Origin of the sequence: uncultured Olegusella sp. (genome assembly GCF_947253395.1) — a bacterium.
Lineage (GTDB): Bacteria > Actinomycetota > Coriobacteriia > Coriobacteriales > Atopobiaceae > Olegusella.
On record NZ_CAMXYY010000004.1, the window covers coordinates 1 to 14,625 of the forward strand.

Below are 14,625 nucleotides of genomic sequence, written 5' to 3' on the forward strand. Positions count from 1 at the left end.
GTGAAATCATGCTGACCCAAAATATGTTCTTGACTATCGTAGTCACGATCAAGCTCAATGGCCTGCGCATCCAACCATCCTCGCAGCGCAGAAAGCTGAACATCAGAATGCGAAGGCAAGAAAAATGCCAAAATAACGCCTGCCAACGTAGCGTGAATACCCGAGTTAAACATGCAAAGCCATAATATGAGACCCACAAACACATAGGGTTTGAGCGAATACACCTTTGCGTGATTAAGCAAAGCAAGTGCAAAAATTGCTCCTAAAGTTGCTGCTGTCCACATCACATCAATGGTTTGCCCATAAAAGAGTGCCAATACCACAATGGCCAAAATGTCATCTGCAATAGCAAGTGTCTGAAAAAAAACCTTTGCTTCAAAAGAAACCTTATCACCCAACAAACTCATGACTCCCAGTGCAAAAGCAATATCTGTTGCAATAGGAGTAGCCCAACCCTGGTGTGCACCGTGCAGATTAAAGATGAGATATATAACTGCAGGTACGACAACACCTCCAACAGCAGCAAGCATGGGAAGCGCAGCTTGGCGGGGGTGACGCAGCTGCCCTACGGTCATTTCATACTTAAGCTCGACACCTACCAGCATGAAGAAAATGGCCATCAAAAAGTCATTGACAAATTGCTCGGCACTGATTTCAACAGCAGCCCGTCCCACACCTACCATTAGCGGCGCTTCAATTGCATGGCGTACTGTTTCATAAAGTGGAGAATTGGCAACCATAACGGCCAGCACTGCAGCAAAGACCATCACTGCAGCAGCTATCGTTGAGCTTGAGCTGAGCTCGGATAGGGCGCTGCGCTGGCCGATGCGACGTATGACCGCATCTTCGTCGTAAATGCGCGCAGCATAGTGGCGTGCCTCTTGAGCCTTGCTCTGGCTAATGAGAGACGTGTATTTATTCCTTCTTTTTTCACTCATATCTCTACTCCACGAGAAATTTTTTGCTGAATAAGAGTAATTCTGCTCTAGTTTCTTTTTTCTTCCTTTTCAAAAATATCCTAAAGCAGCTTTCTGCTAGACGCTAGAGCCTGCATGCTGCCGATATGCATATAGGCGCGAGAAAGGAGTCATTATGAAGCATAGAGGAATTATCAGCCTGCTTTTGGGAACTCTGTTGCTCTGCTTTGTGCTAGTCGGCTGCGGTGGGAAAGCCTCCTCTGCGGACGCGAGTGCCTTTATTGGCACGTGGGATTTATACGAAATTACCGGCGACAATGGTGCCAGCCACGAAGATGTCAAAAGTATGAATGACTTTGGTCTTGAGACCTATCTTGAAATAGAAAAAGATGGTAAAGGCACCTTTAATGTCTTTGGGGAAGAAATTTCCCTTACCTGGAAGGCTAAAAGTAACACACAAATTGATGTCACCATGGAAGGAGAAAAGCAAACTGAATCTCTCACCCTCAAAGATGGCAAAGTGAGTTTTTCCGTAGAAGGTGAAAAGACCACCATGGTCTTTGAAAAGGGCAAAAAGCATGACAAATCAGACAAGCCTGCTTCTGGCTCAGAAAAAGGTGGAGCAGTTGCACCTGACAGCTCGAAGGGCGATGACGATGAGAAAAATGTCAAAGAAATCAATAGCGTAGTAGCTGATGATGACACCGTAAAAATTGAAGCTATCAAGATGTATGACGACACCTTTGGCGATGCCATCATAGAGTTTAAGGTTACCAACAAAAGCGATAAAAACCTGGTGATTTCCTGCTCATATGGTAGTTGGTCAGTCGATGGAAAGATGGTTGATCCATCCATGTATGAAAACATTAAAGCAGGCACCTATACCGATGCAGCCCTTTATTTCACCAAAGATAATCTGGGCGGAGGCACCGAAAAACTCGCCAATATCGACGGTAAGTTTGAAGTTACCGATGATGACTACAACGCCATTGGCACCTATGAGTTTAAGTATGGACAGAAGGGCTAGCTAACGGGCCATTTTGTCCTATCGTTGCGCGGTGCACATCAGACTCGGTTTTTGGATGTGCACCGCTCTTTTTGTTCAGCAAGCCACCTTTTGTTTTGCTTGGCTGCGCTGCCAGTTCGCCGACACGTTGCTACTCCAGCTAGCGCGAGCGCTTTGTAAAGGTCATACTAAAGAAGATTTACGAGCACGTAAAAGGAGTTTGCATGCCTAACGAGACTGTCAACTACCATTGCCCTGCATGTGGCGGGTCAATGCGCTACGACGGCGAGCTTGCCAAACTCCGTTGCGATTTTTGCGACTCAACTTTTACCGTGGCACAAATCGAAGCACTTTATGCGCAGGAACAACAACGGGCAGACTCTGCTGCAGAAGCTACCGATGAACAAGCTGCAGCGGGCACACTCAGTGATTACGAAGTTGCAGGTAGGGTTGCTGGTGAAGGCAAGCGCACGGTAGCCGAATCCCTTGCAGATGCGCGCGAAGTTTCGGCACACGAAGTTGATCCTATCAAGGCCTTTCTTGATCGTGCAAGCTGGAACGAGAGTGAACGAGCAGGACTGAGAACCTATACCTGCTCATCTTGTGGTGCAGCCCTCACGGTTGATGCAAGCCAAGCGGTGGCAGAGTGCCCGTATTGCGGAAGCAGTGCGGTAGTGCCTGGAGCGCTGACCGCTGGTGCAAAACCCGAGATGGTCATTCCCTTTAGAGTGAAACATGACGATGCTCAGGCAGCTTTAGCAAGCTACTACAAGGGAAAGAAATTCTTGCCCAAAGCTTTTGCTTCAAATAACCGCATCGCACATATTCAGGGTGTCTACGTTCCCTTTTGGCTGTATGACTCCCACGCTTCGGGGCGCGCAAGCTTTGAGGCTACCAATACTCACAGCTATATCTCGGGAGATTATCGCATTACCAAAACTGATATCTACGATGTGAGACGTGCAGGTAGCCTAGCGTTTTCACGAGTACCTGCTGACAGTTCATCAAAGATGCCAAATGCACATATGGACGCTATCGAGCCTTTTGATTACGGCGAGCTGACAGACTTCTCAACGGCATATCTCACAGGATATTTGGCCGAACGCTATGACCTTGAGGCGACTGAGTGTCGGGCTCACGTAGAGCAGCGCATGAAGCACTCAATGCTCGATTCACTGCAAGCAACAGTCACAGGCTATGGCAACGTATCTCTTAAATCTGGTGAAGCACAGGTGAGTTGGAAAGACTTGCACTACGCCTTGCTTCCCGTGTGGCTGCTCCATACACAATGGCAGGGCGATGACTACCTTTTTGCCATGAACGGCCAAACAGGGCGCTTTATCGGAAATCTACCAGTAGATAAGTTCAAAGTTGCCCTCTGGTTTGTTGGCATATTCTTGCTCGCGGCGGCAGCTACATGGGCTATCTGTATATTTTTGCTCGATATGGCTGACGACAGCCTGCTATGGCCAGCGGTTATAGGTGTTGGCGCAGCTATTGCAGCGGGAATCTGCTGGATGTTTTATGCCGAAATGAAAACCGCGCATGAGCGAAGTGAAGCTGCTGAGTATATCTCGACTCCTCTAGAGCTCAGCGAGAAGTCGGATCGCTATGTCACCACCCGTGTCACACGTACGCACATTGAACGTTCCAATAATTAGCGTATGACACAAATGGCAGTAAGCTGGGTATGCTAAAGGTGTTCCTCATACCCAAAAAACGATGGAAGGACAAGCACCAAACCGCAAGGTCGGGTACTTGGAATGTAAGGGAATCCGAAGCGCTACGGACGACGACGGATTAGCGAAAGGGGCCACAATGGGTCTAATTAAGGCAGCAGTAGGAGCAGCGGGCGGCGTCTTAGCTGACAGCTGGAAAGAAATGATTTACTGCGATTCTTTGCCCGAGAATGTACTTGCCGTCAAGGGTCAAAAACGTACCAGCGGACGTAGCTCTAATGTTCACGGTGAGGAAAACATCATCACCAATGGCTCACGTATCATCGTTAACGATGGCCAGGCAATGATTATCGTAGACCAGGGAGCTATCGTTGATTTTTGCGGCGATCCTGGCGAGTATACCTACGATCAATCCAGCGAACCGTCCTTCTTCTCTGGTGACCTTGGTGAGAACATCACAAAGATGTTCGAGCAAATCGGCGGACGCTTTGCCTTTGGCGGCGATACTGGCCATGACCAGCGTGTGTACTATTTCAACACCAAAGAGATTATTGGCAACAAGTATGGAACCGCATCACCTGTCCCCTTCCGTGTGGTTGACAATAATATCGGTCTTGATGTTGATATTTCCGTTCGCTGCAATGGTCTGTATAGCTACAAAATTACCAACCCCCTGCTTTTTTATAAGAATGTCTGCGGCAATGTTGAGCAGCCCTATACGCGCGACCGCCTAGATGCACAGCTCAAAAGCGAGCTGCTAACAGCCCTACAGCCTGCCTTTGCAAAGATTTCTGGCATGGGCATCCGCTATAGCGCAGTTCCTGCACACACCCTCGAACTTGCCGAAGCTCTCAACGAGCAACTAAGTAGCAAGTGGCGCGATTTGCGCGGTATTGAAATTGCAGAGTTTGGCGTTAATTCAATTTCTGCTTCACCCGAAGACGAGCAGATGATTAAGGATTTGCAGAAGTCTGCTACGATGCGCGATCCCAGTATGCGTGCCGCCGCCTTGGCGGGTGCTCAAGCCGATGCAATGCGTGCTGCTGCCAGCAATACGGCAGGTGCTATGACCGGCTTTATGGGTATGAATATGGCGGGAATGACTGGTATGGGCGCTCAGCAAACCTACGCTCAGGCTCCTGGCCAAACGCCGACCAATCAGTACCAGACCGCAGCAGGCGGTGGCTTTGCGGCACCGACACCCGCACCCACAGAGGCGCCCGCTGGTAGCTGGACCTGCAGCAACTGTGGGGCTAGCAACACAGGCAAGTTCTGTGCTGAATGCGGCACGCCCAAACCGGCAGCATCTGGCAAGTGGACCTGCCCCAAATGTGGCGCTGCCAACACGGGTAAGTTCTGCTCTGAGTGTGGAAGCCCACGCGCATAGTTAAGCAAAGCGGCTGCAGCTCGGTCGCTGTGCGCACGCATTGCTGCATATCCGCGCAATATCCCGTGTTCGTAGTGACACTCTGCATCTGCACAGCATTCCGTATACATCCGATGCCCCGACCTGCGATACTCCTGCTCGTCGGGGCTTTTTGTGCCCATCAATATGACTTTGTTTGCGCGCTCCCCACATCTGGTTTACCAGACGCTCTTCCACCTACACGCACCCGATACCAACATGCGCTGCTCATCAACCCGACACCAGCACGCGCTGCTCCAACTCAAAGTTTCCCCATTCGCGCGCACAAAAGCAGTACAAAACGGGTATAGTCAACTTGTCAGTTTCAGGGCGGGGTGAAATTCCCCACTGGCGGTGACGGGGCTCATGTCCCCCCAGTCCGCGAGCCGCATTGCGGCAGACCTGGTGTAACTCCAGGACCAACGGTACAGTCCGGATGGAAGAAACGGAGCCATTATGGCAACTTTTTCCTCGCAGCATTTATCTGCAAATCGTCACGATACACACTCAACAACTACCCAAGGCGGATCGTGGTCAACCAAACGCATCGCTACGTTAGCCATCCTTTGCGCAGTTGCCCTCGTAACCAGCTTCATTGAAATCCACATTTTTCCGCCCGCGCCTTGGCTGAGCTTTGACCCCTCTGGCATAGTAGTACTCGTTGCAGGCTTTGCTTTTGGACCAGGCACTGGCGTTCTTGTTGCCGTGCTCAGCTGGCTTGTCCACCTGCTTTTTGCCTTTGACCCCTACGGTGTTCTCATGGCAATTATTTCGTTAGTATCGCTTGTTGCACCAGCATCGGCAATCTATTGGCACAAGCTCAATATGCGTGGCGCAATCATAGGTATGATTGTTGGTAGCATCTGCTCTATCGTTGTGTGCCTTTTGGCAAACCTCGTCATCACGCCACTTTACACGCCCATCGCTATACGTGATGTTATCGCGATGATTCTGCCTATCTTACTGCCTTTTAACCTGCTCAAAGTAGTTTTGACTTCAGGTATTACAGCTCTTATTTACAAGCCCATCTCCAAAGCAATCGCAGGCTAGCGAGCTATCGTGACCAAAGCTCTTACTGGCAACAACACCCTTACCAAGCAACACGCGCAAGGAGACGCACTGCTTGTTGCACACCATGTCAGCCTCATTTATGATGACGCTCACAACAAAAGCACTTACGCACTAGACGATATTTCAGTCGAACTGCGAGCGGGTGAGCGCCTGTGCATTTTGGGTGCGAATGGCTCGGGCAAGTCAAGCTTGGCATCAGTGCTGTGTGGCTTGCTGGCACCTGACTCAGGTGATGTATGCCTATTGGGCGAGCAGGTCTGCCAAGACGGAAAGATTGATTTGGAAGCCTATCGCCGTGCACGCCGTGGCATTGGCCTGGTATTCCAAAATCCTGGCGACCAGATTGTAACGAGCGTTGTTGAAGAAGATGTTGCCTTTGGTCCTGAAAATCTTGGTGTTCCCAGCAACGAAATTGCTGCTCGTGTAAAGCGGGAACTGCATCGCGTTGCTCTTGATGCCTATGCCCATGCAGACCCGCGTCGTCTTTCGGGAGGCCAACAGCAACGTGTTGCCATTGCTGGTGCACTCGCAATGGAGCCCCGGGCAATCGTTTTTGACGAACCAGGGGCGCTTTTAGATGTACGCGGGCGTCGCTCAATTTTGCATGTAATGGACCGCTTGCGCGCTGCGGGAGTCGCGGTTGCTCACATCACTCACTACATGGAAGAAGCTCTCAGCGCTGACCGTGTAATCGTACTTGACCACGGCAAAATTGCGCTGGAAGGTACTCCTGCCGAAATTTTTTCTCAGAAAAATGAACTGTCTGCCCTAGGGCTTGAATGGCCTTTTGCTGCTCGTCTTGCGCACACACTACGCGAGCGCGGACTGCCGATTCCTTGGGTCTCTACAGACCAAGAGCTCCTTGCAGAGCTTGGTAAGTTAAAAGCCATATCAGCAGCAGCTCCCGCTAAAAGCAGTGCAAAAGTCCCCCGCACTGCTTCCGTTCTCGCAGCAGAGCAGTCTGTTTCCGTTCTCGCAGCAGAGCAGTCTGTTTCCGTTCTCGCAGCAGAGCAGCTGGGTTTTTCTTATACTCCAGAGCGCAAAGCGTTAGAAAATATCACTCTTTCAATTCCTGCAGGCAGTCGGGTTTCTATCGTAGGCCAAACTGGTTCGGGCAAATCCACACTGCTTCGTTTGCTTTGTGCCCTTGAACTACCTGATGAAGGCAGAGTGCTCATTGATGGACACGATAGTGCACGTGGAGGTCACGGTCGTCGCGGACGCGCATGGCGCGCAAAGCTCAGGTCACGCGTCGGCTATGTTATGCAGCGCCCCGAACGCCAACTGTTTGCCAATACCGTTGCAGAAGATATAGCTTTTGGTCCTTCCAATCTAGGACTCTCCGCGCAGGAAGTACAAAAGCGCGTTGAGGAGGCAATCAAGATTTGCGGGCTACAAGACAAGCGCACGGCTTCTCCTTTTGAACTTTCGGGAGGCCAGCAACGTCTGTGCGCGATTGCTGGTGTACTTGCTATAAAACCCGAGGTACTCGTGCTTGATGAGCCAACGGCGGGACTTGACCCGCAGGGGCGCCAGGAGCTATACCGCCTGCTTTTGCAGCTCAACGCTCAAGGAGTGACCATCGTGCAGGTCACACATTCAATGAATGACGCCGCTATCTCTCAAATTGTCTATGTACTTAACCAGTCGCAGCTACTTGCCACAGGCAGTCCTCAGGAGATTTTTTGCCGAGCACATCAACAAAAACTAAGGTCGTGCGGGCTCGGCTTACCTTTGGCTTTGCAGTGGGCAATCAAATGCGAAGAGGCGGGGGTTATTCAAGCAGACGAGTTGGGTCAGCCGCTTACCATTGATGAGTTGGCAGACAGCCTCGCCTCAAAGTTTATTGCAAAGGAGGCGCAGGATGGCCGTCAAAATTAGTCTTGGACAATACATCTCGGGCGATTCTTGGCTGCATCATCTTGACCCCCGATCCAAACTTTGCTGTGGGCTTATCTTTGTCATTGCCACCTTTACGGTATTTACTTTGGAGCAGCTGATACTTGCACTGACAGCTACCGTAACCATTCTCACAAGCAGCAAAATCTCTCCTCGAGCTGTATTGCGCTCGATTCGCCCCGCACTTGCTCTGCTTGCCATCTTGGGGCTTTTTAATCTCTTCTTCATCAAGACAGGTATGGTATTGCTCACGTTGGGAAGCGTTCATATCACCAGCCATGGCGTGTGGGCAGCTCTTCTCTATCCCACCCGCTTTGCCATTGCACTGGTTGTTGGCTCTCTAACAACACGTACTACTACCCCCACCGCCATCGCAGATGCCTTTGATTCTTTGTTATCACCCCTGTCGCGCATAGGTCTGCCAGGACATGAGATTGCGATGGTGCTCGCACTGATGCTGCGCTTTATCCCCACACTGATTGATGATGTGCAAACTATTTCTGAAGCCCAAGAATCTCGTGGAGCTGCACTTTCTTCGGGAAAGCTAGGGCTGCGCATACAGGCTTTGACCGCTCTTTTGGTTGCTGTTTTTGCAAGCGCTCTCCGTCATGCCAACAATCTTTCGCGCGCACTGGATGCCCGCTGTTATGAGGGAAACGCGCAGCGCACTCACCTGCACCCTCTCAGATTCCAGCATCGTGACCTCATCTGCGCAATTTTAACCTGCTCATTTGTGGTAGCCCTTATCTATATTGCCTAAATTCCCCAGCCCTATGTTTTGAAACCCTTATCTAGCAAACTTGCCCTGCTTTTTACCACAGCAAATCTGTTGCAACCTGAGGTTGCAACACCAGAGCGTCTAGCTGCAGAAGTACTATATATACACAGGTAGAATGCTTACAAAAATAGACGTTGCAACCTGAGGTTGCAACGTCTGGCGATACTACTAAGCAGAACCTAAAAGCAAGCAGTCCTCATTGAGGCTTGCAAAGGTCAAGCAGCTCTCATCACTAACAGCACTCATCACCTACTTCACGCCGGCCTCAACCTTAGCGCGCTCAATTTCTGCGAGCTGTTCATCAGTCAAATGTAGCGAGTAATGACTTGTTCCCTGGCCCCTATCAGTGCTGCAGCGACCACCCTCATTCACGATTGCATCATCCAACTGACCAGGGCGGCGATGTTCCTCAAAGACGGGCCAATCCTGACGCTCGGTTGGGTCGTCATCATTTTGCAGCTTGAAGCTACCATTTTCTTTGAAGTTTTCCTTGGCGACTGAAATCATCAGTTTAATACGATTGAGCTGATTGACCTCAGAGGCGCCAGGGTCATAATCGACCGCGACGATATTGGATTCTGGATACATCTGACGCAAGCGTTTGATAACTGACTTGCCTACTACATGGTTGGGAAGACAAGCAAATGGCTGCGCGCACACAATATTAGAGGTACCGTGCTCAATCAAGTCAATCATCTCGGCGGTTAAGAGCCAGCCCTCACCCATGTTGTTGCACAGCGAAACGACGCGGCTGGCTTTTTCGGCCAAAGACATAATGGGCTCGTAGGGCTCAAAGCGCTCAGACTTCATAAGCATCTGATCAATAGACTTGCGAATACTTTCAATGAGCTTGATACCCGTGCCATGCAGCGCGCGCGTCACTGCAGACGACCCAAGCTCGCGGCGACCAGTAATGGGATTTGCAAAGCCATATAGGAAGAAGTCCACCAAACCAGGTACGTTGGCTTCGCAGCCTTCCTCCTCAATAACTCTGACCAATTCATTATTTGCCGTAGGATGGAACTTAACTAAAATCTCACCAACCACACCGACACGAGGTTTGCTGCGGTCATTGACCAGAGGTAGCGCATCAAAGGCTTCAATCGTATCGCGGCACAGACGGAAGAACTCCTTACGGCTACAGTGCACCAGTTGCACGCGAGCGCGACTATTAAAGCTCGCATAGAGACGGTTAGCAGCACCACGCTCGGCCTCATAGGGACGCACACGATACAGCAGTTGCATCAACAGATCGCCATACAGCAAAATATATACCGCACGCATTAAAAACTTGGGCTTGAGCACGTCAAAGCCAGGATTATCCTCATCCAAACCGCCTGCTATCGCCAAAGAAATAACGGGGATATTCTCATGACCAGAATCCTTGAGCGCCTTGCGAATCAACGCAATATAGTTGGTAGCACGGCAGCCGCCGCCCGTCTGGCTGATGAGCAGCGCTGTACGGTCAAGGTCATATTTGCCAGAAAGAACTGCTTCCATCAGCTGGCCTACGGTCAAAATTGAAGGATAGCAAATATCATTGTTGACATACTTTAAGCCAGTTTCAACGGCACCGTGATCAACAGAGGGCAGCAACACAAGATTCAAACCAGCATCATGCAGTAAGGGCTCAAGCAAATCAAAGTGAATGGGGCTCATCTGCGGCGCCAAGATGGTGTAGCCCTGTTGAGCCATCTTTTTGGTAAAGCGAACCTTCTTAAAGGCAGCAGAGGCCGCCTTGCGATAGACGGGGCTGCGACGAGAAAGATCTGTCGGGCGTGCGTGCTCTAAAGAGCCATCTGCCAAGTAGACATTCTGAGGCTGCTCTTCTTTGACCAAGCCTGCGGCTGTTTGACGTCTGAGCTCAGCTTCTTGCTCACGCAGGGCCGCCATCAATGAACGAATACGGATACGCACCGCACCCAAATTAGATACCTGGTCGATCTTTAGGTTGGTGTAAATCTTGCCCGAGTCTTCTAGAATCTCCTGCACCTCATCGGTGGTAAGAGCATCCAGACCACAACCAAAACTCTGTAGCTGCACAAGATCTAAATCATTGCGCGACGCAACAAAACGAGCAGCACGATAGAGACGACTATGATAGGTCCACTGGTCAACAACACGAATCGGGCGCTCAATTTCCATCTTGTGTGCAACGGAATCCTCAGTAAGCACGGCAAAACCAAAACCAGAGATGAGTTCAGGAATGGCATGGTTGATCTCTGGATCATTGTGGTACGGACGACCTGCAACAACGATGCCATGACGCCCAGTCTTCTCAATCCAAGCGAGGGTCTCGTCACCCTTGCTGCGCATCTGCGCCTTAAACTCAAGGTCTGCTTCCCAAGCAGCATTAACCGCATCATCAATCTCCGCACGAGTGATATGTGCACCCTTAAAGCGACCCTTGCCCTGCTTAGCATCAGCCTCACGCTGAATTGAAACCAACTCATACAGGCGGCGCTTGAGCTCACGCTTGTTGTCATAAGGAATAAAAGGTGCCATATATTCGACCGACGGATCCGAAAGCTCATCAACATTAAGTTCTAAGCTCTGCGGATAGCTCATAACAATCGGGCAATTATAGTGATTGGTCGAATGCTCATCTTCCTGACGTTCCCAACGAATACAAGGCATCCAAATGAAATCGGGATCTTTAGCCAACAGATTCATGATGTGGCCATGGCTCAGTTTGGCGGGATAGCACACCGACTCAGAGGGCATCGACTCAATACCCGCCTCATAGGTGTTTTTGTTGGTCTGATCGGAGAGCACAACCGAAAAGCCCAAGTATGTAAAGAACTCATGCCAGAAGGGGAAGTTCTCATACATATTGAGTGCACGTGGAATACCCACGGTGCCGCGAGGAGCCGTCTCAATAGCGAGCGACTCACGCTCAAAGAGCAGCTTGTTTTTGAAGGCAAAGAGGTTTGGTGCAGGCTTTTGAGTCTTTTCCTTTTTGACTTTGCCGGCACCACGCTCGCAGCGATTGCCCGTAATGAATTTACGACCCTTACCAAAGCTATTAACGGTTAACAAGCAGTTGTTGGCACAAAGGCCACAGTGCACATTGGTGTGCTTCACCTTCAAAGCATCAATCTCTTCACGCGGCAAAATGCTCGAAACACCAGTCTGACCTGCTCGATCGCGGGCAAGCAGAGCAGCGCCAAAGGCACCCATCACACCTGCAATATCAGGACGAATCACATCGCGACCCGTCAGCAGCTCAAAAGCACGCAGAGTTGCATCACTCATAAAGGTGCCGCCTTGAACGACGATATACTTGCCAACCTCGTCGTAATCACGCAGCTTGATGACCTTAAAGAGGGCATTCTTGATGACCGAATAGGATAGTCCTGCCGCAACGTCACCAATGGTAGCTCCCTCTTTTTGGGCCTGCTTGACACGGGAGTTCATAAAGACGGTGCAGCGTGAACCCAAATCAACAGGAGCAGTACCCAAAACTGCCGCCTTGGCAAAGTCCTGTACGCTCATGTTCATCGAGTCGGCAAACGTTGCAATAAAGGATCCGCAGCCCGAAGAACATGCCTCGTTGAGACTGATGTGCTCAATAACGCCATCTTTGATCTGCAAGCATTTCATATCTTGGCCGCCAATATCGAGAATAAAATCGACATCAGGGACAAAAGCTTTGGCGCCACGCAGATGAGCAACTGTTTCGACTTCACCCGAGTCCGCACTAAGGGCTGCTTGCAAAATTCCCTCACCATAACCCGTGGTGGTTACATGGCCGATAGAACAGCCTTGGGGCAACTGGTCGTAAATCATATCCATGATTTTGCGTGCCATACCGACAACGTCGCCGTTGTTATTGCCATACCATGTCCAAAGTAGCTCGCCACTTTCGCCAACTACTGCGGACTTGATAGTAGTTGAACCCGCATCAATGCCGATAAAGACATGTCCCTGATAACCCTCGAGACTACCCTTGGGTACAACCTGCTTGTCATGACGGGCTTTGAATTCCTGATAGTCCTGCTCGAGGGCAAAAAGCGGATCAAGACGCTCGACCTCAGAGCCCTGAGTATCACCCAGATTATCAATCGCATCGATAACCTGAGCAAAGCTGACCTGCTTGTGAGACTCGCCTGCCATCGCAGCACCCGTTGCCACAAAGAGGTGAGCATTTTCGGGCAACACACGGTGCTCTTCATCAAGGTGCAAGGTCTCATAAAAACGATGACGCAACTCAGAGAGGTACTGCAAAGGACCACCGAGGAAGGCAACATAGCCACGGATGGGATGTCCGCAGGCAAGGCCAGAAACCGTCTGATTTGTTACAGCCTGAAAGACCGATGCCGCGATATCCTCACGAGGAGCTCCCTCGTTCAGCAGAGGCTGAACGTCAGACTTGGCAAAAACACCACAACGACTCGCGATGGGATAGATATGTGTTGCAGACTTTGCGAGCTCGTTCAAACCAGGTGCGTCAGTCTCAAGGAGTGAAGCCATCTGGTCAATAAAGGCACCCGTACCACCTGCACAGGTACCATTCATACGCTGCTCAATGCCGTTATCAAAAAATATAATCTTTGCGTCCTCGCCGCCAAGCTCAATAGCGCAGTCAGTCTGAGGAATCAAAGCTTCAACCGCACGCTTGGAAGCGATAACTTCCTGGACAAACTCCAAGTCAAGCCACTCAGCCAGCAACATACCGCCCGAGCCCGTAATAGCAACGCGCATAGGCACGTCACCTACGGTCTTGCGTGCGCGAGCAAACAAAGCACGAGCTGTCGCTTTAACATCAGTATGGTGACGCTCATAGTTGGCATATACCAAGTGGTTTTGGCTATCTACCACGGCAAGCTTGACCGTTGTTGAACCAACATCAATACCGAGGCGCAGACGAGCGTGCGACAGGTCTGCTTTGCGCGGAACAAGTTCGGCATCGTGCTGCACAAGCTCAAGCGGCTCTTTGGCAGCCGCCTGGGCGCGATTGCTAGAAGTAGTGTTGGTCATGATACTCTCCTAATCCTGACCCATAAAGCTCGCGAGCAGCGAAAGTCCAAACGCTGGCGCATCAAAATCGATAGTTTTGCCATACAGATCGCCGGGACGCACAAACATGAGCGAAGTCATCACCCGTGCCATCAACTCAACACTTTCATGAGTGCCAGTTGTAAGCCAACGCACCAACACGCCCGTCTCCGCCGAGATGACATAGGTAAGGTAGTAGTCAAAAAAGGCACCAAAGACACTCAGGTCAAGACCTTCTTGAGCACGCTTTTCAATAGCGTGGCGCGCAACCACCTTCATGCGCTTAGCAAATGCAGGATCTCCCCCATCACCAAGCAACGGCGACAGATAGCTCGCACGGTCACGAAAATAGCTCAGTAAAGCCACGGCACCTGGACAAGCTTCCTGTGCTGCGAGCGCTACTTCCAACTCATCCAAGCGCACTGCCGCAATATCTTCCATCAGTGGGCGCAAATCCGAGAGAGTCTCACCCTCAATCTGGGCCACCAAATCAAAAATGTCCCGAAAGTGAGAGTAAAACGTACGGCGAGTCACTCCAGCACGATCAGCAACTGCTTTGACCGTAATTTGAGATAAGTCGCCTGTCGAAACAATTTCTGTCGCGAGGGCATCGCGCAGTGCCAAGCGCGTACGTTGCGTGCGCGGGTCACCCGCAGCTGTGTACAAACGAGTGGCTGCTCCAGCCGCAAGTGGCATAGTCAGCGTCTGTGACATAAAACTCCTTTGACAAGAAGAAGCTATTACTCAGAGTATGAAAATTACACAGTGTGTGAATTATTACTCAGAGTGTGTCAAAAGTCTCGTAGTTTGTCGACTGCCACAGACTCGCCATATTTTCTTGCGCATGCCATCCCGCAATGCAGCGGGGACAT

At 50.6% G+C, this 14,625-nt stretch carries 9 protein-coding genes and 1 riboswitch; of the genes, 6 read left to right on the forward strand and 3 right to left on the reverse strand.

The window, feature by feature from the left end:
• Nucleotides 1-938, reverse strand: a 938-nt coding sequence (locus tag Q0X25_RS00915) for a Na+/H+ antiporter NhaA (RefSeq protein ID WP_298578453.1), incomplete at its 3' end; no start/stop codon positions are given.
• Nucleotides 939-1,092: 154 nt separating this feature from the next.
• Between Q0X25_RS00915 and Q0X25_RS00920 the strand changes: the two genes are divergently transcribed.
• The 6 genes from Q0X25_RS00920 (at nucleotide 1,093) to Q0X25_RS00945 (ending at nucleotide 8,737) form a co-directional block, all read left to right on the forward strand.
• Nucleotides 1,093-1,944 (forward strand): hypothetical protein, encoded by an 852-nt coding sequence (locus tag Q0X25_RS00920; protein WP_298578455.1) that lies wholly within the window; start codon nucleotides 1,093-1,095, stop codon nucleotides 1,942-1,944.
• A 203-nt stretch (nucleotides 1,945-2,147) separates the two neighbouring features.
• Nucleotides 2,148-3,584: a hypothetical protein gene (locus Q0X25_RS00925; protein ID WP_298578457.1), complete on the forward strand. Its 1,437-nt coding sequence runs from the start codon at nucleotides 2,148-2,150 to the stop codon at nucleotides 3,582-3,584.
• Between the two features lie 157 nt (nucleotides 3,585-3,741).
• Complete coding sequence (locus Q0X25_RS00930; RefSeq protein WP_298578459.1) at nucleotides 3,742-4,989, forward strand: SPFH domain-containing protein; 1,248 nt, start codon at nucleotides 3,742-3,744, stop codon at nucleotides 4,987-4,989.
• 335 nt (nucleotides 4,990-5,324) lie between these two features.
• Nucleotides 5,325-5,459, forward strand: a riboswitch (FMN riboswitch).
• A gap of 4 nt (nucleotides 5,460-5,463) precedes the next feature.
• The gene (locus tag Q0X25_RS00935) at nucleotides 5,464-6,057 is read left to right on the forward strand and encodes an ECF transporter S component (protein WP_298578461.1); all 594 of its coding nucleotides are present in this window, start codon (nucleotides 5,464-5,466) and stop codon (nucleotides 6,055-6,057) included.
• 9 nt (nucleotides 6,058-6,066) lie between these two features.
• On the forward strand, nucleotides 6,067-7,959 hold the full coding sequence (locus tag Q0X25_RS00940; RefSeq protein ID WP_298578463.1) for an ABC transporter ATP-binding protein: 1,893 nt from the start codon (nucleotides 6,067-6,069) through the stop codon (nucleotides 7,957-7,959).
• Entirely contained in the window at nucleotides 7,943-8,737 is a 795-nt protein-coding gene (locus Q0X25_RS00945) for an energy-coupling factor transporter transmembrane protein EcfT (RefSeq protein ID WP_298578465.1), read from the forward strand. The genes Q0X25_RS00940 and Q0X25_RS00945 overlap by 17 nt, the downstream gene beginning before the upstream one ends.
• A 267-nt stretch (nucleotides 8,738-9,004) precedes the next feature.
• On the opposite strand, the gene Q0X25_RS00950 is transcribed toward Q0X25_RS00945, so the two are convergent.
• Both Q0X25_RS00950 and Q0X25_RS00955 read right to left on the reverse strand, forming a co-directional pair.
• Nucleotides 9,005-13,735, reverse strand: coding sequence for a 2-hydroxyacyl-CoA dehydratase (locus Q0X25_RS00950; RefSeq protein WP_298578468.1), 4,731 nt, complete (start codon nucleotides 13,733-13,735; stop codon nucleotides 9,005-9,007).
• Nucleotides 13,736-13,744: 9 nt separating this feature from the next.
• A complete protein-coding gene (locus tag Q0X25_RS00955) occupies nucleotides 13,745-14,467 on the reverse strand; it encodes a TetR/AcrR family transcriptional regulator (protein WP_298578470.1) in 723 nt (240 codons plus the stop codon).
• Nucleotides 14,468-14,625 lie beyond the last annotated feature (158 nt).